Source organism: Dictyobacter formicarum, from assembly GCF_016587435.1.
Genome location: NZ_BNJJ01000025.1, coordinates 86657 through 105796, shown reverse-complemented (window position 1 = coordinate 105796; position 19140 = coordinate 86657). Strand labels below are relative to the sequence as shown.

At 50.3% G+C, this 19140-nt stretch carries 20 protein-coding genes and 3 pseudogenes; 16 read left to right on the top strand and 7 right to left on the bottom strand.

Features of this window, described 5'->3' with window-relative positions; translation table 11 throughout:
* Positions 1-427 precede the first annotated feature (427 nt).
* Positions 428-805, top strand: a pseudogene (locus JMI88_RS32335) (IS6 family transposase); the annotation flags it as partial.
* A 183-nt stretch (positions 806-988) separates the two neighbouring features.
* Here the strand turns inward: JMI88_RS32335 and JMI88_RS32330 are convergent.
* A complete protein-coding gene (locus JMI88_RS32330) occupies positions 989-2227 on the bottom strand; it encodes an integrase core domain-containing protein (RefSeq protein ID WP_201366157.1) in 1239 nt (412 codons plus the stop codon).
* An 869-nt stretch (positions 2228-3096) separates the two neighbouring features.
* Between JMI88_RS32330 and JMI88_RS32325 the strand changes: the two are divergent.
* From JMI88_RS32325 to JMI88_RS32285, 8 genes and pseudogenes are all read left to right on the top strand, one after another.
* A pseudogene (locus tag JMI88_RS32325) lies at positions 3097-3414 on the top strand (DDE-type integrase/transposase/recombinase); the annotation flags it as partial.
* 91 nt (positions 3415-3505) lie between these two features.
* Entirely contained in the window at positions 3506-3889 is a 384-nt protein-coding gene (locus JMI88_RS32320) for a DsbA family protein (protein WP_201366156.1), read from the top strand.
* 377 nt (positions 3890-4266) lie between these two features.
* Positions 4267-4842, top strand: coding sequence for an elongation factor P (locus JMI88_RS32315; RefSeq protein ID WP_201366155.1), 576 nt, complete (start codon positions 4267-4269; stop codon positions 4840-4842).
* Positions 4843-4988: 146 nt separating this feature from the next.
* Positions 4989-5243, top strand: a complete 255-nt coding sequence (locus JMI88_RS32310) for a UBP-type zinc finger domain-containing protein (RefSeq protein ID WP_201366154.1) — start codon at positions 4989-4991, stop codon at positions 5241-5243.
* Between the two features lie 217 nt (positions 5244-5460).
* Entirely contained in the window at positions 5461-5781 is a 321-nt protein-coding gene (locus JMI88_RS32305) for a DDE-type integrase/transposase/recombinase (RefSeq protein ID WP_201366153.1), read from the top strand.
* 171 nt (positions 5782-5952) lie between these two features.
* A complete protein-coding gene (locus JMI88_RS40955) occupies positions 5953-6084 on the top strand; it encodes an IS3 family transposase (protein ID WP_201366179.1) in 132 nt (43 codons plus the stop codon).
* A gap of 86 nt (positions 6085-6170) precedes the next feature.
* Positions 6171-6470 (top strand): hypothetical protein, encoded by a 300-nt coding sequence (locus tag JMI88_RS32290; protein WP_201366152.1) that lies wholly within the window; start codon positions 6171-6173, stop codon positions 6468-6470.
* 92 nt (positions 6471-6562) lie between these two features.
* Positions 6563-6790: pseudogene (locus JMI88_RS32285) on the top strand (response regulator); the annotation flags it as partial.
* On the opposite strand, the gene JMI88_RS32280 reads toward JMI88_RS32285, so the two are convergent.
* Positions 6690-7271 (bottom strand): BON domain-containing protein, encoded by a 582-nt coding sequence (locus JMI88_RS32280; protein ID WP_236023152.1) that lies wholly within the window; start codon positions 7269-7271, stop codon positions 6690-6692. The pseudogene JMI88_RS32285 and the gene JMI88_RS32280 overlap by 101 nt on opposite strands.
* Before the next feature lie 506 nt (positions 7272-7777).
* On the opposite strand from JMI88_RS32280, the gene JMI88_RS32275 reads away from it, so the two are divergent.
* Positions 7778-9436 (top strand): FAD-dependent oxidoreductase, encoded by a 1659-nt coding sequence (locus JMI88_RS32275; protein WP_201366178.1) that lies wholly within the window; start codon positions 7778-7780, stop codon positions 9434-9436.
* Between the two features lie 91 nt (positions 9437-9527).
* Here JMI88_RS32275 and JMI88_RS32270 read toward each other — a convergent pair whose 3' ends face one another.
* Complete coding sequence (locus JMI88_RS32270; RefSeq protein ID WP_201366151.1) at positions 9528-9686, bottom strand: hypothetical protein; 159 nt, start codon at positions 9684-9686, stop codon at positions 9528-9530.
* Positions 9687-9738: 52 nt separating this feature from the next.
* Positions 9739-10365, bottom strand: a complete 627-nt coding sequence (locus tag JMI88_RS32265; protein ID WP_236023150.1) for a pentapeptide repeat-containing protein — start codon at positions 10363-10365, stop codon at positions 9739-9741.
* Between the two features lie 156 nt (positions 10366-10521).
* Here JMI88_RS32265 and JMI88_RS32260 point away from each other — a divergent pair, with 156 nt between their 5' ends.
* The 6 genes from JMI88_RS32260 (at position 10522) to JMI88_RS32235 (ending at position 15554) form a co-directional block, all read left to right on the top strand.
* On the top strand, positions 10522-10677 hold the full coding sequence (locus JMI88_RS32260) for a hypothetical protein (RefSeq protein WP_201366150.1): 156 nt from the start codon (positions 10522-10524) through the stop codon (positions 10675-10677).
* Positions 10678-11224: 547 nt separating this feature from the next.
* The gene (locus JMI88_RS32255) at positions 11225-11575 is read left to right on the top strand and encodes an IS110 family transposase (protein WP_201366149.1); all 351 of its coding nucleotides are present in this window, start codon (positions 11225-11227) and stop codon (positions 11573-11575) included.
* 567 nt (positions 11576-12142) lie between these two features.
* Positions 12143-12604: an Hsp20/alpha crystallin family protein gene (locus JMI88_RS32250; protein WP_201366148.1), complete on the top strand. Its 462-nt coding sequence runs from the start codon at positions 12143-12145 to the stop codon at positions 12602-12604.
* Positions 12605-12757: 153 nt separating this feature from the next.
* Positions 12758-13210, top strand: a complete 453-nt coding sequence (locus tag JMI88_RS32245) for a universal stress protein (protein WP_201366147.1) — start codon at positions 12758-12760, stop codon at positions 13208-13210.
* Positions 13211-14686: 1476 nt separating this feature from the next.
* Positions 14687-15115, top strand: coding sequence for an IS5 family transposase (locus tag JMI88_RS32240; RefSeq protein ID WP_201366146.1), 429 nt, complete (start codon positions 14687-14689; stop codon positions 15113-15115).
* A 175-nt stretch (positions 15116-15290) separates the two neighbouring features.
* The gene (locus JMI88_RS32235; RefSeq protein WP_201366145.1) at positions 15291-15554 is read left to right on the top strand and encodes a transposase; all 264 of its coding nucleotides are present in this window, start codon (positions 15291-15293) and stop codon (positions 15552-15554) included.
* A gap of 18 nt (positions 15555-15572) precedes the next feature.
* Here the strand turns inward: JMI88_RS32235 and JMI88_RS32230 are convergent, their stop codons facing one another.
* The 3 genes from JMI88_RS32230 to JMI88_RS32220 all read right to left on the bottom strand — a co-directional run bounded on the left by JMI88_RS32230 (position 15573) and on the right by JMI88_RS32220 (position 18909).
* Positions 15573-16439, bottom strand: a complete 867-nt coding sequence (locus JMI88_RS32230; protein WP_201366144.1) for a carbohydrate ABC transporter permease — start codon at positions 16437-16439, stop codon at positions 15573-15575.
* 25 nt (positions 16440-16464) lie between these two features.
* Positions 16465-17445 (bottom strand): carbohydrate ABC transporter permease, encoded by a 981-nt coding sequence (locus tag JMI88_RS32225; protein WP_201366143.1) that lies wholly within the window; start codon positions 17443-17445, stop codon positions 16465-16467.
* Between the two features lie 90 nt (positions 17446-17535).
* Positions 17536-18909: an ABC transporter substrate-binding protein gene (locus JMI88_RS32220; RefSeq protein ID WP_201366142.1), complete on the bottom strand. Its 1374-nt coding sequence runs from the start codon at positions 18907-18909 to the stop codon at positions 17536-17538.
* Positions 18910-19140: the final 231 nt, after the last annotated feature.

The following is a 19140-nucleotide window of genomic DNA, read 5'->3' as shown; positions in this document are numbered from 1 at the left end:
CCATACTACTATCCCATTTTTATCTTTTACTCGTATTACATCTTATCATACACACTATCCCTCTCAGTGGCAACCTTTTCTTTATCATTCCCCTCTTTCCATATCCTACTCTATATTCATTCACCTCTTGTATATGTACCAATCCTCATTCCATCTTTATCATTCTCTGCCCATTCACCCCTACCCTCTCTTTCTTCTCCCCCTTCCTTCCCTCCTCGGCCCTCCACCTACTTCCTCCCACAAAAAAAGGAGCTCTCGCTCCTCTCCTGGTACCCTTTTCTTTATCACTCCCCCTTTGCGCCATTCCCCTGGTACCCTTTTCTTTCGCAAAGGTTGCCATTTGGCTCCCTTTTCTTTTATCGACAACAAATGAAGGGGTGATGGTAAACTCTTCTTTATTTGGAGCATCGCAGGGGAGCCCTTCATCATGAACAATGCGAGTCCGTTCAAATGGTGTCACTTTGAAGCTGAGATCATTCTTTTGTGCATACGCTGGTACTTGCGGTATGCATTGAGCTATCGTGACGTAGAAGAGATGATGATGGAACGGGGTCTGCACGTCGATCACACCACGGTCTATCGCTGGGTCCAACGCTACGCACCCGAACTGGAGAAGCGTTCCCGGTCGCATCTGAAAGCCTGCAATGACTCGTGGAAAGTCGATGAGACGTACATCAAGGTTAAGAAAGTTTGGATGTATCTCTACCGTGCCATGGATTCAGATGGCGATACCCGAGAGTTTCTCTTGAGTCCAACGCGGGATGCCGAGTCCGCCAAGCGCTTTTTCGTCAAAGCGCTCGCATCGACTGCTCGATCAGTTTCTCAAGCGTGTCCGGTTGCAGAGCAGGTAGCTCCACCCACGACTCCGACTGACACCACAATCATCACGTCAGCTCCTCGCGTGATCAATGTCGACAAGAACGCGGCGTATGTATGCAGTTGGTCCCTCGTCTCCCGGTCAGATCGAGCACCTTGTGTCCCTGCCCTTTCAGGATGAGCTAAGCGCGCGAACCCGCTGTCGCCGCTCTTGCAAGGATCGAAGACGATGTTCGGCTCGCGCCTGTTCTTGGATCTGTTGCACATACTCCGCAAACGGGAGCGCGCCTTTTGACCAAGCAGGCACGGGCAGTACTTTGAGGATCTGCCCCTCGCCCAACAAAACCAATGTCGCTTCCGCTGCATTCAGATGGACCGTGATGAGTTGTCCGCGCCATGCCTTCCCCACATAATACCGCTTCAGGTCTAACTTGATCCGTCCAGTGGCATCCACGCGACGACGGAAGACCTGTTGTGGTTCATGGTGCAGCCAGGCCAAGGGGTCTACCGCAGTCGGCAAGGCTGGTAAAGAGGATGTTTCGCGCAAGCGCTCTGCTGGAGGCCGATCCAGCAGAGCGCGTCCCTGGTGCGGGCGCTCGTGATTGTAGAAGGTCTCAAAGGTGGTGAGAGCTTGCTGGGTCTGCCCGGCTGTGCTGGGACGTTCGACCTGCAGACATTCTTGCTTGAGTGTGCGATGAAACCGCTCGACATACGCGTTTTGTTCGGGATGCTGCGGATCACAGACATGCATGTCGATATTCAGACAACTCCCAAAGCGCAACAAGGCCGAACAAAAATCACTGCCTTGGGGACTGCCGACAAAGCGGGGATCGCGGTCCAAGGTGATCTGCTGGGGCACGCCCCAGCGTTGCATGGCATGCACCAACGCTTCAATGACCGTCTCGGCCGTAAAGTCATGGCGCACCTCGGCATGCAGCCAATACGACGAGCCTTGATCAACCACATTGAAGATTTCCAGGCGGTGCTGCTGCTTGCCTTCGGGTTCGATGTCAGCGCTGCCCACATCTTTGAAGTCAATCTGCCACCGCCGCAACGGCTCCACTGGCTCCAGTGGCTCATGGTGGGGCTGCTGCCGGGGAACAATATACCTGAAGAGGTATAAATAGCGATAGATCGTACTGCTTGCCGGTGGTGTGTAGGTCGCTTCTCCTGCATGCACCTGCCGTCGCAAATACGTCCGAATCGTGCGTGGACCGGCTACCCGATGCAACTGCTCCGCAAGCTGTTCTCGCAGCGTCACAATCTGCAGAATCTCATCAGGAGAGAGGGAAGGTGATGGGGTTTTGCGGGCACAGGAGCAACCTTGTAAGATCACATAGACCTCCTCGAAAGGGGCATTGAGATAGGGACGCAGGCGCCGTCTCCAGTTTTTGACCCAACTTTCCGACATCCCTGTCTCCTTGACCAATTGCGCTTGCTTCCACTCCGGATGACGTTGTAACAGACTATACAACAAGAGGCGTTTGGGATAGGATGGATGCAGTGCGCTTGCTTACTGCCGGAGAGTTGCTTGAAGAGCAACACGTAAGCAGTCGTGTTAGGGGTAAGTGGCATGCGTTTGAAAGTGGCAATTTCAGAGGTGTGAAGCCCACTGACAATGTACCGATTGACCTAGCCAGGGGAAAACAAAGGGCTACCCCTGCGGCCTATGTTGACGAGAGGAACCTTCGTCTGAAGCGTCGTTATCCTAGAGGGGTGAAACTGGCTGATACACCCTGACCAAAATGGTAAGGCGACGGCCTAAACGCTTGCATCTCGTTTGGGACTGCTTCCTGGCTCGCCCGGCGTAAAGAAGGCAACTACGGGTCGCTATGACACTTTCCGGTGGGAAGACAAGGAACTCTCATACCGCTTGACCGAAAGGAAGCGAAAATGCCAGCTTGCGGGAGAGAGGACGGAGGCGGCGTAGTAGTCAAATGCTCCTCTGTAATGGAGGAGACAAGGCGAAGGTCCGCCAGGGTAAGTCCAAAGAAACGAGGAAAAAGGAGTGAACCGGGAAATGCAGATGACGGTGGATTTTCTACTGGTGCGTCCTGGGACGATCTAGCAATCGCCAACTCTCCACCTGGGAGTATCTGGACCCAACCGGAAAGCCGGATGCCGAGAAATTGGCCTGTCCGGTTTGGAGCGGGGGAAAGGTCGAAAGGCCCTACCTATCGCTACTGGCGATACTCCCTGGTTGTGTTCAGTGTAAATGACGTTTGAGCAGAGCGTATCGCTTTTTCCTCTGGATTTCCAGGGGTTCGATGTCGTCGGACACCCCGGGAGACGAGGGACCAACTGCATACAGCGTATCCCAAAGCAATTGCTGAGCTCAAAGCCACTGGAATGCTGCCTCAGCACGTGGAATTGAGGCAGGTCAAATATCTCAACAATCTCATCGAACAAGATCATCGGTTCATCAAACGCTTGACCAAGCCAGGGATGGGCTTTTTCTCCTTCGAAACAGCCTGGCGAACCGTACAAGGCTTCGAGGTGATGAACATGCTGAGGAAGGGGCAGGTACAAGGAGTGAACAAAGGAGATGTACAAGGGCAGGCCGCACTGGTCGCCAGACTCTTTGGAGTTGTTGCCTAAGCTGAACAAGGAGAGGCATACCACGCTCATCTTGTTTCTTCTTATTTCTTGCAACACAACCTATCCCATTGTCAAGGAAGTCTAACGACGGATGAGAGATCAGATGCGTTTTGTCTTTCGTCACTTTCCACTTGTTCAGGTACATCCACACGCCGTGAGCGCAGCGGAAGCCGCAGAAGCCGCTGGCGCGCAGGGAAAGTTCTGGGAGATGCACGATACACTCTACGAACACCAGAGGGCGCTCGAAGAATCACATCTAGTCTTCTTTGCGGTTTCACTCGGACTGGACAGGGAAAGATTTATACGCGAACTTACTTCCCATGCATATCTGGAGCACATCCGTGAGGATATACTAAGTGGAGTAGATAGCGGGGTCGAAGGTACGCCATCTTTCTTTATTAATGGTGCGCGCTATCGAGCTTCTTATGATCTAGAAAGCCTGCTGGCGGCAGTCGAGCTTGCCGCAGTTTCCTAACTCTAGATTATGAGTCAATAGAAAAACAGGTGTCGCGGGGAATGCTTCCCGCGACACCTGTTCAGTTAGATTACTCTACTCAATCTCATCACCGGCCGAGACAGCAACCCCTTCACCGGGGGATAATATTCATGCCCGCGTAGCCATTCCCAGAAATCGTGATGATCTGTCTTGATCAGCCACTCATCACCACATTTATACACACATAAACATGCGCCACCTTCCCCGCTCCAGCAAGACACCACCGTCCTGCATCTCTCCAGTCGTGTATTAGCACACCTCCTTTCCCCATCGCCATACGTGTTGATGGCAGAAGGTATGTCTCTTACACAACAAATCTTGTAGAGAGGTTGTACAGTGCAGAAGCGGGGTGCTTCATGATTACAGCAAATGACATAACCAGGGGAATCGCCATCGAGATCGAAGGTGAACCCTATATGGTTGTCAATTGGAAGAAAGTCACCAGGGCGCAAGTCGATCCAGACGTAAAGGTAAAGTTGCGTCACATACGTACACATGACTTGATTGAACGAACCCTAGATGCACATTCCGAACTTACAGTCGTTCCGATTGAGCGCCTTGCAGCCGTCTTTACCCACTGGGATGGTGAATTCTACCACTTCGCAGATATCGGCTCCGACAATCCCGATGATCCCGATGAATTTCAGCTTCCACCAGAAATGCTAGGTAAAGCGAGCAAATTTATTGTCGATGAGTTGCAACTCAACATGCTTGTGCTTAACAGTGAGCCGGTTGGCGTCGAATTACCGCCCTCGGTCATCATGCGCGTAAAAAGTGTTGATATGGTTGGGCGTTACTGGCGCGCTATCATGGAGGGACCAGCAAGACTTGAAACTGGCCTGGTCGTAATGGTCCCCCCCATCATCTCCCCAGGTGACCTCATCCGCGTCAACACGGAAAATGGAGAATATATGGAACGCATCACGCCTTGACTTCATCCCCAGGCACAGGCAACCTTGTCAGGTTGCCTGTGCCTGCTCTCTGACATACATCCTTAGAATCGTGCCAGGCGTGCCGTTTCATCTCCATAGTAGAGATAATAGGTGCCTGGATTATCAAAGTTAAGGAGAGCAAAGGTATGATTGCTTGTACACATCTTGATCAAATACGAAATGTCGAGCCTCACTCACGTGGGTGTGAAGAGTGTTTGAAGATGGGAGATACGTGGGTGCATCTACGCGAATGCCTTACCTGTGGTCATGTTGGTTGCTGTGATTCATCAAAGAATAAGCATGCAACGAAGCATTTCCACAAGACGTTACATCCCATCATATGCTCACTGGAGCCTGGCGAAAGCTGGCGCTGGTGCTATGTAGATGAGTTGCTTTTCTAATAGGGATGGCCTTGGCGTAAAGACCTGAGTAGAAGGAGATGAACGGAAACCCACACCACTCGATGATACAAAATGACGGCTAAACGGGGATCACCTAAAACAGGGTGCCAAAGCAGGCTATGAGTCTTGGCTCTGAAAACCTGTCATGGTGACGGAGTGTCCATAGTAGTTGGCAGCAGATAATGACTGCTACGTAGCGAAGGGACACAGGTGATGCATGGATAAAACGGTAAGGAATGCGCAATGCAGAAAGCCAAACCGAAAAACCATGCAGAGCTGGAAAGACGGATACCAGGAAACCGGTACGTCCGGTTTGGTGGGGGGTCACAGAAACCTGGACGAGGAATCGTCTAAGGCGCTGGGTCCCTACCCAACACGACCTACATTTGGACCCGCGATCGGTTGGTTGTATATGGCGGTTGTGCTTGATGTGTTCTCTCGCATGGTGGTAGGATGGCCCATGGCGACAATTCAGGATGCCACCCTGGCTGTACAAGCTCTACGTATGGCACTGGCTCGTCGCCATCCACAAGCCTGATTACTCCATCACACGGATCGTGGGAGCACCTACACGAGCGAGGACTATCAAGCTCTTTTACAGCAGGAGAGCATAGTAGTGAGTATGAGTCGTACTGCTAATTGTTACGATAATGCAGCCATGGAAAGCTGTTTTCATAGCTTCAAAGGGGAATGCACTGAGAGATAAGCTATCCAGACACGAGCTCAAGCAAGATGCATTACCTTTGAATTCATCGAGTGCTTCTATAACCGGACCAGAAGACACTCTACCTTACACTACATGAGTCCACTTGAGTACAAACAAGTGATGGGTTCATCCTAATATTGAGGGTCTCCATAAATTCGGGTGAGGATCAATCCCAGTGTTTTTTCTTTTGCGTAGGCTGATGATAAAAGGAGGTGAGGCAGATGAACTACACGTTGATCATCTTGCAAAAAGTACGCGCTATTGTTGATACTTTAGGAAGATACGCAGAGGCCGTTGATTCGCTAGAAACGAATATCAAAATGATTAAACAGGGGCATATTTATGAAGGAACATCTGGAGACATTTTCAGCGGATGTGAGAATGACCTGGAAAGCATGGAAGTTGCATATAAACAGGCTGAAATGCTCGCAAGTACGCTTCGGGAAGAAATTGATGAACAACGTCAGCGAGTGAAAAAGGTCAAGGAAAAAATCGAGAAAGATAGTAAAAACCAGGCATAGCGCCTGGCTCTTTTTTGCCACCAAGCGTATAATAGATTAAGAGAGAAGCTATTTGTAGAGCACCAACAACAATAGTTGAATGGAAGTCAGATATGCCGAAGCCCACTATAGTTGTGGTGGATGATTCGCCTGTGGTCTTACATCAACTTCAACATGATCTACAACGGAAATACAGTGACCGCTTTCGCATCCTCGAAGTGACCTCGTGCCAGCAGGCCATTAACCAGCTACAACAGATGAACGTGCGAAACGAACCGGCAGCGGCTCTCCTGGCTGACGCGCAAATGTCAGAGATGCAGGGCTCAGATTTTCTGCAAGTCGCACGAGCTCTCTATCCAAAAGCCAAGCGCATCTTACTCGCAACCTACGAGGACAGCCGCGCACCCCGGCGATATGGCTTACAGCGCGTTCGGCGTCTATCTTTTGCAAGATATTGTCTACCTCGCCATCAAGTGTTACCCAGCCCTGATCCACCGTCACATTGATTTTACCGGCCGGGATATCTGCTTCCCACTTGAGGGCATTGAGAACTGCAGCTGCCAGATCGGCATCTGTACGTTCAGCAAACGCAGGCAGGCGTACCTCGATATCATTGGCAACCGCCAGTACCCCGCGCACACGATGGGCGGCAGATTCCGCGGCTATTTTTTGCGAATAAGACTCAACCCAACCAGTCAACGTGACAACACCACTCTTGACGATAACACCAATGTCGTTGGGACGCACCCTGGAGTCCCATCGTAATTCGGCCAGCACATCCTCCTGGATATCTTCGTCGGTGCGAGTGCTAACAGTAGTCATAAGGTTGTCCTTTGCTAGGAATGCATATAATCAAGCGCTTTCTGTATAATGAGCCTGATTGATCCTGCATGCCTTGAAGCGGTAACAAAAATCTACAGTGCTTAGCTTCTGTAATAGACATCCAACTGTGTACCTACGAAGACCGACTGCTCTACCTGGCAGTTCGTCTCATTCCCAGCAAATGCGTTTTGACTCCTGGAACGTTTCAATTGATTCTTTATTATCGAGGGTACAACGTATTTATCACCATGTCAAATATTTATATTATCACATCCATAAATAGTACATTATGAGTTAATACATATATGCATAAATATTTGACAAAAGAGCGAGAGCGAATGTAAGATTGAGATAATATTTACACAAGCGCTACTATCTTGTGCCAGTGTGCTTGCTCCGAATATAGCGCAAAGCTCCAAAAAGGATGCAAATTATTTCACAATGCTTTTTAATGCGTCGTTCTACTGAGGCCCGAGATCTTCATGCTATCGCTCCCGGAGGCTATGATGGAGAAGCCCGCCATTGTCATTGTCGATGATACACCTGAAATCGTACAGCAACTTAAGCACGATCTGGAACAGAAATATAGCGATCGCTTTCGCATCATTGAGGCGTTCTCAGGTCAGCAGGCACTGGACATCTTAACAAAATTGAGCGTGTTTAATGAACCTGTAGCCCTGTTGATAGCGGATGAGCAGATGCCCAAATTAAGTGGATCGGATCTATTGAGGGTATCACGGGAGCTGTTTCCACAGGCCAAACGCATTCTGTTGATTTCCTATACGGATACACACGCGGCGGTTCACGAGATCAATGAGGGGCGCATCGATTATTATATTGTCAAACCCTGGGACCCGCCGGAGCAGTGCCTCTATCCAGCCCTGGACGATATCCTGACCGGCTGGTTGATCGCCTACGATCCGTCATTAACACCGCTGCGCGTCATTGATCATCGTTGGTCTCCAAAACTATACAAAATCGGCCGTTTTCTGGCACGCAACCAGGTGCCTTACCAATGGCTAGATATCGAAAACAGGCCAGATGCTTTGCGTCTGCTAGAGCACCTGAACTTGAATCGGAGAAAATTGCCGGTCGTGATCTTTCCCGACGGATCCTATCTGGTTAATCCCGAGCTACCACAGATTGCGGATAAGCTTAAGCTTAAAACACATGCTGAGAAACCCTTTTATGACCTTATTATCATCGGCTCAGGGCCTGCCGGGCTGGCGGCCGCTGTCTATGGTGCATCCGAAGGATTATCAACGCTCCTGGTAGAGCGCGAGGCCCCTGGCGGTCAGGCGGGCTTGAGCTCACGCATCGAAAATTATCTGGGCTTTCCGACCGGATTAAGCGGGGGTGAACTGGCGCGCCGCGCGGTAGTCCAGGCAGAGCGCTTTGGCGCGGAAATAGTTACCCCACAAAAAGCTTGCAGAATCAAGGTCAATGGGCAGTATCGCTCCGTTATCATGCAAGACAAGTCAGAAGTACACTGCCACACGCTTCTGCTCGCCTGCGGCGTCTCCTATTGCCAGTTAGATGTTCCTGGCATATCCGCTCTCGTCGGCGCGGGCGTCTATTACGGCGCTTCCGTTTCCGAGGCCATACTTTGTAAAGATGAAGATGTCTATATCGTCGGCGGGGCCAATTCAGCCGGGCAGGCGGCTATTTATTTTTCAAAATATGCACGCAGCGTCACCATGCTGGTGCGTGCCGATTCACTGGCAAAGGATATGTCCTGGTACCTGATCAACCAGATCAACCACACCCCAAACATCATGGTGAAGACGAACACGCGTGTGGTCGCGGTACATGGAAAGCAACATCTGGAAAGTATTACCATTGTCAATGATCAGTCGCACGGGGAACAGACGCTGCCCGCGGCGTCTTTGTTCATTTTTATCGGCGCCGAACCGCACACAGGCTGGTTGAAAAGGACGCTCAAATGCGATGAGAAGGGTTTCATTCTGACGGGCCCCGATCTAATGAGTGCAGGGCATCATAAACCTGAACACTGGCAGCTTGAGCGCGATCCCTTCTACCTGGAAACCAGCGTACCAGGCATCTTTGCCGCCGGAGATGTACGACATGGCTCAATCAAACGCGTCGCGTCCAGTGTTGGAGAAGGCTCCATGGCGGTGCTGCTGATCCATCGCTACCTGGGATAGGTTAATCCTTAGCATACCCTTCCTCTTCATCTTCGCTTAAGAGGAAGGGTGAACCAGAAAGTGGACCCCTCTCCCAGCATGCTCTCGACCCCTACCTGACCTCCATGCTGCGCATTATCGCCAGGCAAAGGGATAATCCAATGCCCAGTCCAACGTGAGGTACCTCATCGTCGTCATTCGGTTCTGCGCTGATCTGAGCGCGATAGAAACGTTCCCAGATACGCTGTTGCTCTTGCTGCGAAAGACCCAACTTTCAATCTATACATGCCTATGCACTACTAACATTATATGCCATTAACAATTCATTGATGGATAGATCCATCAGGCATGATTGTGCCTTTGAGAGACTTGGCTTCTAGAAGTTGCCTGGTTGTCACATTCGTTGTCATGAAGTTGATCCCATCAAGATTGGCACCCCACAGATCAGCATTACTCAGATTGGCCCCCCGCAAATCAATATTACGAAAACTCATGCCACTGAGATCGGCCTGACTTAAATCGATGATATGAATAAGGTCAGATTCTTGTAGAAACTTGAAGATGATTTCTTTACGGGCGGGATCTAACAACCGTAATACCGTCCATGCACGAGCACGCGCAACGGCACGCACCTCTGTATTCGCGTTTGATTCGCGCAGGTTCTTGTTGAGTAAGAGAGCCGCCATAGTATCCAGGTATTGATGAAGCGCAGATTCCTGGGCTTGTTGGGTACTGATCCACGCGGTCCCAATACCCACAACAACAGGAATAGCCAGAACTCCAAGGACATTGAGCCAATCCCAAAGGGTCTTACCTTTAAATCCGGTCCAATCAAGTTGATAGCCGGTCATGATTAATACAATAATCCCTATCAGTATGAGCGTGGCAACCTCACAAGCTATCCAATGCTGGTGTATGTGATACCATGCACGCCCGGATGAAGCTTTCACAATATCCTTCCTTTCCACTATATATGAAGTAGAAAAGGTTAGAAAAGATCAGCAATTTGGCTGTACATCTTCTGACTTCTAATAAAGAACACGTTTGATCGGAAGTGAAAGTATGCCATGCACAGTAGCCCTGACCCCTGATAACAGCGTCCCCATGTGCTAAAACCATCGGGAGACGTTGTCACTCCTGATGGCACCACGGTTGCCAGCCGTGTGCATGCGGCAGTGCTTATCTGCGTCAAAACGGCAGCCATCCTTGGCGTGGTCCAGGCCCTATGGCCTCTCAAGGAAGAGGACTATACGGCCTGGTAAAGGTTAGCGCCTGTACCGTAAGCCCCCTGCCCTTTAGATCTGTCTTTTATACACATTTAACAAGCTGCTGAACTTGCCCCACTTTCTGTCATGGAGAGAAGAAATACGTGTGGACTTGCCCCACTTAGACAGAATCTTGATTACTGACAAAATGTGATATACAGTGAGTAAGAGAGAAGCACAGGAGATTAGCTATCTTCTGGAAAAGGCGCCGCAGAACCCTTTTGCCCCACTGGAGCTCGACTCTTAATGAAAGACTGGGGAGCGTGTTCGTACACCTGATAAGGGTTTGGAGATCCAACTCCTTGTCTAAGGTTGGTTGAGACACGCTTACGGGGCCTCGCTTCTCCATCCCATATTTTTTCGGTTTCTTCATCACATCGGGTCCAGACCAACCTGCCGCAGCCTGTGTCAAGGGGCCACGGAGCGGAGCGGAGTGGTGGCGAAGTCCTTGCCCTTGATGTGGGCGAGGCAGATGGTACCTTTGCCCGATGATGAAGAATGCCAGCCACAGACGGTGTGTGATAAGTAGAAGGGGTGAGTGATCATGGCAAAGCGAATAGCCCAGGCAGATCTTCAAGTCATTCCCATACTGGCCCGTGAGACTTTGTACGTTGGGATCGATATTGGGAAGAAAACCCACGTTGCAGGTTTCATTTCCACGACATTGCTCACACGACATCAACGCTTTGAGCACTGCCCAGCGCTATCCTTTGAGAACTCGCATGAGGGCTTTCGGAGCCTGGTGGATCGCATGAGCAGTTATGTGCCGTTGACCCAGGTGTATGTCGTCATGGAAGTGACTGGCCACTACCATCGCCCTTTGCTCCAATATTTGGATGACAGGCTTCACCAAAACGGTACGTGTTGGAACGACTGGTTTTCCAACAGTCGTTGAAAAGGAAGAAGAAATGCTTCCTCCCATCCCAAATACACGCGGTGGATAGCATCCATCTACGGGAACAGAGCACAGAAAGGTGGAACGGAGTAACTGTAGGACTGCTCTCATCGGTGGTCGATACGATGAGTAGGTGCCAACCAATGCACCCTACAGAGCGATTGTTCAAGAAGCGAACGCTGTCGGGAAAGCCGACAGATAGGCTGACGTGAACACGGTTCTCTGGAAGATATTGAGTGAGTACGATGGCAAATAGAAAAGCACCGCCGCTAGGGAAGCCACCAAAGCCGACCGACCCGGCGAGTGAGACTTGGAATTGGCTACCCTTGTGATCTATCTGTGACACTGATGCATATCTTGTGATGCTGATGAAATATGTCGACAGTAATATGAGAAGGGGTAGAGGGATATGTATAACATAAGCAGTTCAACAGCATATTACTTTACCAGTGCAACCGAGTTACTCATCCGCAACAGAGCATACATTTTGTATCACAGCCAACGCATACAGAAGTTTACCAATGACTTCATTAATAATCGTTGAAGATAAAAAAGAAGCCATAAAAAATGTTAGCACCCCGCGATCCACTAGATGCCTTGATGCCACTTCGTGAGGCGATGAGCCGTTTGTTTGAGGAAAGCTTCGTCACACCACGCTTCGAAATGGTGACATCCAGAACGATTCCGCTTGATGTTTATGAAACGGATGACAAAAAGCAGTATATGATTGAAGCATCGCTTTCCGGTTTCAAGCCTGATGAGATTCAAGTGACGGCAGAAGATAATGTGATTCGCATCCACGCTGCCAAAAAAGAGCAGAAAGAGCAGAAAGAAAAGGAAAGCTATATCAAGCGGGAACGCTATGTCAGCGAAGTAGAGCGTGCGATCGCTTTGCCAACCCACATTAATGCTGACAAGATCCAGGCCTCTTATGAGAATGGAGTATTGACGCTCACGGCTCCCAAGTTGGGGGAAGCCAAGACGAAACAGGTACCCGTCAAGGTAAAAGAGACTGCAGGACCACACTAAAGCACACATTGCCACGCACGATCATCTTCTGCACGACCGGAACAAGCGTGGACTTGTTCCGGTCGTGCGTCGTAAAGCCATCATAGGTACGCGCAACCACGGCTTTCCAGCAGGGATGCGAGGGGCACGCATGTCCCGAAAGCGAGGCTCCCCATGTTTAAGCGAATTCTCGTTCCGCTGGATGGATCAGCACGTTCCGAACAAGCATTGCCGCTCGCCGCCCATATCGCCCGCACGTATAACAGCTCCCTTGTACTCACCAGAATTGTCGATATCTTTGAAACCATCGGCGCCTCATCAATCCAGGCAGCAGCATTGGCCAACGAGATCCGCGAGACCCAGGAGAAAGAAGCGCAAGAATACCTACAGCGCATCTACAATACCCGGGAACTGGAGCAACTGGATCGAGCCATCGAGGTTCATTCCGGCGATGTGACCACCATGCTTTTAGACATGATAGATAAGGACACGATCGACCTTGTAGTTATGTCAAGTCATGACTACACTGACTATAAGCAATGGGTGCTGGGCAGCGTAACCCATAAGATGGTGCACGATACACGCTACAATGTCAAAATCATGGGCAGCAACTCCTTGCTTCCTTAATTCTAGTGCCATATCTACCATACTTACGTTGCGTAAAGACTCCTCATGATACTGACCAACCAATGAAGTCCGTTCTGCAGATACGGCTCGCCGTAACCTCCGCGAACTTGCTTCATCGCCGCAACGACATCCTCAAAAAAGCGTTCTGGTCCCAACCCAAGTTCTTCGGAGGCAGCAGCAGCGTACAATTGGGTTATCACGGCCACTGAATCGTGTTCTTGCCAAGGCTGTGCAATTAAGCGCAGCACAAAGATCATTAAACAACCATGAGTTGTCAATGTGTAAGTACGATCCTCGTTAGTTAACCACCCACTCGCACGAAGCCGCATAATGTGATAAGAAAGCCGTTCCTACCCACCAACCAGATGAACACAGTACTGGATGAGTCAGACGAAATATTCATGCGGATGCAATCGATCAGCGAATACCTCGTAGCGGAAAGAGAAGGGGGAGTGAGCAGGATTCAATAAGCCATGGGAAAATGCTGCACTGTTCTTCAAGGCAAAAAAATCACATCCCAACATGAATAGTCACAGGGGCAGAGTCGTGAAGGTAAAAATCCATTCTGTGCAGTCTCAAGCAGTGAGGAGAAGTGTGTTTGGAAGCATAGCCTTACAAGCATGCTTTCTCTTTATCTACGAGATTCAGATATTCTTAAACAAGCAAATAAGAAGGACGGCAGAAACAAACACAAAATAATTTATAGATCCATAAATCATAGCGAGCCTGAGCTGCATATTGAGATCATCTGGGTATCGCGCGATATATTCCTTACATACTTCTTCTGCTTTTTGTAAGTTTCCTATTCCTTCGTAGATATATGATTCGATCTCTGTAATTCTTTTAAGGGGTCCATATAATTGTCTCAAGAAACTGCATATTTTTAACGCTTCTTTCTCGTTTCCTTCTTGATGATAACAAGCGAGCAACTTACGGGTGATATCATTATCAATAGAAGTATCAACAATAAGCTCGTAGAGTGCTGCAGCATTTTGATAATCTCCGAGCGAAAAATATTGGTCAGCTAAAAGTACAATATCTAAGAGAGTGTCAGACTCCCAACATATTGGGAATCAGAGCGCCCCTGGGCCTGGGGAACGCAGGCGTCCCCACTCTCTTTTTCATGGCTGGTGCAGCAGGTGCGCGAATGCGCACCTGCTGCACCAGCCATGAAAGGACATCCTGAGCACGGGAGGTGTGTAAACCCATGCACCGTGCATGCGGATGCTATGGGAGTCTGACACTCTTTAAGAATGTGTCAGAGTTGCGTCGTACTGGGAGCCATGACGACTCATTGAAGCGTTTAGAAGAGAGGGCAAAAGAAGGAAGAAGAACAAAAGGAGCGAGAAGGAAAGAGACGAGCGCCTGGAAGAGAGAATGCCTCCTCTGCTTCAGATTGACAGAAGCCCACCGAGGCATCCACACTGGGGGCAAGAACGAGATGAGCGCATGTCTCTCTGATGAAGGAGGATCACGATGCCAAGCCGTGCTGTACGGCGCGCCTACCCATCTGATTTGAGTGATGAGCAATGGAAGGTGTTGGAGCCGTTGATTCCTCGCGTCCATCGCGAGGCGGTCTACCATTATCATGAACGACGCATGATCGTCAATGCGATTCTCTACGTGTTGCGCAGCGGCTGCCCCTGGCGGTCGTTGCCCCACGATTTCCCGCCCTATGGCACCGTGCACGGCTACTTTCGACGCTGGCAACGCGAAGGGGTCTGGGATCAGGTCTTGGAAGCCCTGCGCATGCAGATGCGCCATCAAGACGGGCGAGATCCTCAGCCCAGTGTGGGGGTGATTGATAGCCAATCGATTAAAACCAGCGCCGTTCGTGGCCCTGAGAAAGGCTACGACATGGGGAAAAAAAATCTGGGGACGCAAGCGTCACGCGCTCGTCGATAGTGCAGGCTCCCTGCTGGCCATCAAAGTGACCGGTGCCCAGTGTTCCGATTTGCAAGGAGGGCAAGCGTTATTGCAGCCACTGCAAGGACGCTTTCCCCGCATGCAGACGGTGTGAGGAGACAGCCATTATGGCGGCCAGATGATCCTGTGGCTCAAGATCCACTTAGGCTGGAGCATGCAGACGATCAAGGCATTCAAGGTGCCCAAACGCGGGATCTTGGTACCCGAGGGCGAGGAGGTGGATTGGGACAAGCTCGTGACCCAGGGGTTCCATCCTCTGCCCAAACGCTGGGTGGTGGAACGCAGCTTTGCCTGGATCACGCGCTGGCGTCGACTCTGTCGCGATCATGAGGGTTTGCCAACCAGCTCGGAGGCCTTCATCATGCTCTCGGCGAGTCTACGCATGTTGACCCGGCTCGCTCTACCTTCCCCAATTTGATGCAACTCTGACACATTCTTAGCCTTTCAGGCCGGTAGTAACAATGCCATTTACAAAGTAACGCTGAGCAAAGAAAAAGATGACCAGCACCGGCAGGATGTAGAAAATCGATCCAGCCGCGATCACGTTTACCAGGGGATTCCCATGGGGATCAGTGTAGCCGATAGTCATGGCAACCGCTAGCGTGGTATTTTGCTGGCTTAAAAACAGGTCGGGAGTAATATAGTCTCCCCAGACGCCAGTAAACGAGATAATAAACGAAGTTACAATCACCGGGACCGATAGCGGGAGGAAAATCTGCCAGAAGATACGCCCATAGCCACAGCCGTCGATAATTGCAGCCTCTTCCAGCTCCGCCGGAATGGCGCTAAAGAATTGTCGAAAGAGGAAGCTCAGGAAGGGTGAACTGCCTAATCCCCATAATACCCACGGCCAATAGGTGTCAATTAAACCCAGACGTGCGAATAGTACATAGGTTGGGATGGTGGTAATAATCTGTGGCAGCATTAACGTTGAGAGCATAACGAGGAAGAGCGTGCGCTTCCCCTTGCCTTTGAGGCGTGAGAAGCCAAAGCCCACCAATGCGCTGCTGAGTGTTACCAATGTGGAATAGGTGACTGCCAAGATGCATGAGTTCGCGGCATAGGCGGCGAAATTGGTGATGGTGAGCGCCCCTATAAAGTTGCCCCAGTCAAGATGGGCGGGCCAGAATTGCGGTGGAAATGCCGCAAGATCTGGAATGGTTTTTAAGGCTGTCGAAAAGAGCCAGTAGAAGGGGCCGATAAAGATTATAGCCAGGATCATGAGGATGATATATTTGCCAGCATCGTTGAGGTTGGAGAGTCCTCTACGGCGCTTTGTTGTTGGGATGGACGATTGCATCATGTTGTGATCCTTCTTTCTCGCGAAACTACTCGTCTCGGTCCACTTCATAGTAGACCCAGAATGCACTGCTGCGGAACATCAGCAACGTAATTGCCAGAATGACGATAAACAGAATCCACAGCATCGCCGAGCCATACCCAAAGCGCTGATTATCGAAAAACTGGTCGTAGACATTGACCATATACAGGTAGTTACTGACAGGTACCGAACCTGCGGTCGTGGTTCCATTGGTTTCCGCAAGAAGTAGAGGCTGGATAAAGGTCTGCAGGGCGGCAATCATGCCTGTGATGACCTCGAAAAAAAGCACTGGCGAGAGCAAAGGAAGCGTCACATTGCGGAAGGCTTGCCAGGCATTTGCTCCATCAATGCTTGCCGCTTCGCGCAGTTCATTGGGAATCCCCTGCAATCCCGCTAATGAAATGATCATCCCACCACCAAGCCCCCATAAGGTAAGAATGACCAGCACGTAAAAAACGTATGGATCCATCAGCCAGGTGAACGCAGGGGCACCGAATGGCTCCAGAATGGCATTCAACGCTCCAGCGTCGCGGTCGAAAATCAATTTCCACATGATGGCTGAGGCGACGACTGGCACGACGGAGGGCAGGTAAAAGATCGTGCGAAAGAAGCCAACGGCGATGAGGCGTTGGTTGAGAAGAATGGCCAGGCCCAGGCCACCAGCGACGGAAACCGGCACGGTAATCACACAATAGAGCAACGTTCGTGAGAGGCTATACCAGGTTGTGCTATTTTGGATGAGCTCCTGGTAGTTTGCCAATCCAATAAAGTGCCAGTGGGTGGAGATACCATCGAAATTGGTGAAACTGACGACCAGGGCGTAAAGCAGTGGTATGAGCGTCAGGGCCAGAGCTCCTATGATCCATGGTGAGATAAAAAGATAGAATGTCTGGCTGGAATAGCGCGACCAGCGTCTGCGACGCGTTCCGGTTTTTTGACGTATTTTGTCTGGCGCTTCTGTCATTTGTGGAGGGGTCAGTGCATCCATAGATACCCTTTCTCAAGATGGTGGCCTTACAATACATGCAGGGGATACCTCACGGGTATCCCCATAGATATACTTGCCTATTATGGAAGCTTAACTTGCTTGCTGCTTGCCCTGTTGCAGGAGCTTATTAATGCTCTGGTTGAGCTGCTTGATACACTGGTCAAGTGTCATTTGACCGCGCATCGTTGGCTCAATAGCTTTTGCCAGGGCGGCATTAAAGCCATCGTCACTGATATAAGGGGAGAAGCTAAGGGTCTTCTGATATTGCATCTCGTTCTGTTGTGATTGGAATGCTTCTTTTTGGAAGGGCAGAGTTTGTGGCATGTCTGGTATCAGCGACTTGAGTGATGGGATGCCCCAGCCGCTTTTGGCTCGATCAACGCTTGGTTGACCAGCCATGAAGTACTCCATGACCTTCCAGGCAGCATCCTTATTTTTGCTGTTGGCGGGAATCCAGGCACCGGTTCCGCTCATACAGGCACTGATGCGGGTCGACCCCATTTGCGGCGCAGGCATTAAACCGACATGAGATGAGAATGTCTTCGGCTGCGTCGAAATATTGCCTCCATACCAGTAGCCGTACGCGAGCATAGCTACGCGATCCGCCGTGAACAGGCTGTAACCGCCGGTGGCGTCAGGATCGAGCGGGGATGGTCCAACGTGTGCCTGTGCCCAATCAACAAACCATTGAAGCACTTTACGTGCCTCAGGCGTGGAAAAATCGGCTTGCGTCAAATCGCTGTTGTAGAGCTGCCCTCCTTGCTGCGCGATCATTTGTAAGAAGTGAGCCTGCATGAAGAATCCATATGAGGCATCCAGTCCGTAGATCTGAATCTTACCATTCTTACGCACTGTGAGCTTTTTGCCCAGCGCCAGGATTTCATCATAGGTGAGGGCTTGCGTCGGACTGGGTACAGGGATGCCCGCCTGATCAAAGAGTTTTTTGTTGTACCACATCATGGCATCAAGTGACCAGTCCTTCGCCATTCCATAGCGAGGGCCCTGGCCCTGAACCTTCCCGTCCCAGCGATAGAGATCGTTCACTGGTTCCAGGTTGCTGACTTTGAGCACGGAACTTTTGTCAAAATATGAGGTAAGGTCTTGCGCGAGACCACGAACGGCCCACTGCGTGATGTCTGCTGCTCCCGATGTACGGATAAAATCAGGGGCTTGGCCTGCCGCGAACATAGCATTCAGGCGCGTCTGATCAAAATTAAGGAGATTGATTTTGATATCGGGGTGCAGTTTGTGGAATTCGGTGGCGTACTTTGGAAAAAATTCCCCGGTGCCATACATAACTGTTACTGTGGTTGTGGCACTGCTCGATGCGGTTGTGTTGGAGGTATTACAGGCTTCCAGAAATGAACCTGCACCAAGGGTAGTCCCGACCGCCATCGCGGAATTGACCAGGAAACGACGACGGTTGAGTGGAGTAGACATCGGTGTCTTGAGTGAATCCTTCACTGATAGCGTCCTTTCTTAAGAGGAAAACCGCCTACCATAGGCTTAGGAGAAGTTACTATCTGCAAACCAAATTAAAAATACGTGGCACCTCCTTAAATAATTTCAAAATTATATTCCTAAAGTTTCGTAAATATTTAACTAAAACGAGGTTAACATATATTATTGCGCATTGTCAACCTTGGATATTTTTCGCTGTAACTTCAGAGTAAATTGCTTCTAATAGCCAACTTG

Bases quoted from the DNA above. Each gene is read 5' to 3' on its own strand.
- JMI88_RS32330 (WP_201366157.1), bottom strand. From the start codon at position 2,227: ATGTCGGAAAGTTGGGTCAAAAACTGGAGACGGCGCCTGCGTCCCTAT.
- JMI88_RS32320 (WP_201366156.1), top strand. From the start codon at position 3,506: ATGAGAGATCAGATGCGTTTTGTCTTTCGTCACTTTCCACTTGTTCAG.
- JMI88_RS32315 (WP_201366155.1), top strand. From the start codon at position 4,267: ATGATTACAGCAAATGACATAACCAGGGGAATCGCCATCGAGATCGAA.
- JMI88_RS32310 (WP_201366154.1), top strand. From the start codon at position 4,989: ATGATTGCTTGTACACATCTTGATCAAATACGAAATGTCGAGCCTCAC.
- JMI88_RS32305 (WP_201366153.1), top strand. From the start codon at position 5,461: ATGGATAAAACGGTAAGGAATGCGCAATGCAGAAAGCCAAACCGAAAA.
- JMI88_RS32290 (WP_201366152.1), top strand. From the start codon at position 6,171: ATGAACTACACGTTGATCATCTTGCAAAAAGTACGCGCTATTGTTGAT.
- JMI88_RS32280 (WP_236023152.1), bottom strand. From the start codon at position 7,271: ATGACTACTGTTAGCACTCGCACCGACGAAGATATCCAGGAGGATGTG.
- JMI88_RS32275 (WP_201366178.1), top strand. From the start codon at position 7,778: ATGGAGAAGCCCGCCATTGTCATTGTCGATGATACACCTGAAATCGTA.
- JMI88_RS32255 (WP_201366149.1), top strand. From the start codon at position 11,225: ATGGCAAAGCGAATAGCCCAGGCAGATCTTCAAGTCATTCCCATACTG.
- JMI88_RS32250 (WP_201366148.1), top strand. From the start codon at position 12,143: ATGTTAGCACCCCGCGATCCACTAGATGCCTTGATGCCACTTCGTGAG.
- JMI88_RS32245 (WP_201366147.1), top strand. From the start codon at position 12,758: ATGTTTAAGCGAATTCTCGTTCCGCTGGATGGATCAGCACGTTCCGAA.
- JMI88_RS32240 (WP_201366146.1), top strand. From the start codon at position 14,687: ATGCCAAGCCGTGCTGTACGGCGCGCCTACCCATCTGATTTGAGTGAT.
- JMI88_RS32235 (WP_201366145.1), top strand. From the start codon at position 15,291: ATGCAGACGATCAAGGCATTCAAGGTGCCCAAACGCGGGATCTTGGTA.
- JMI88_RS32230 (WP_201366144.1), bottom strand. From the start codon at position 16,439: ATGATGCAATCGTCCATCCCAACAACAAAGCGCCGTAGAGGACTCTCC.
- JMI88_RS32225 (WP_201366143.1), bottom strand. From the start codon at position 17,445: ATGGATGCACTGACCCCTCCACAAATGACAGAAGCGCCAGACAAAATA.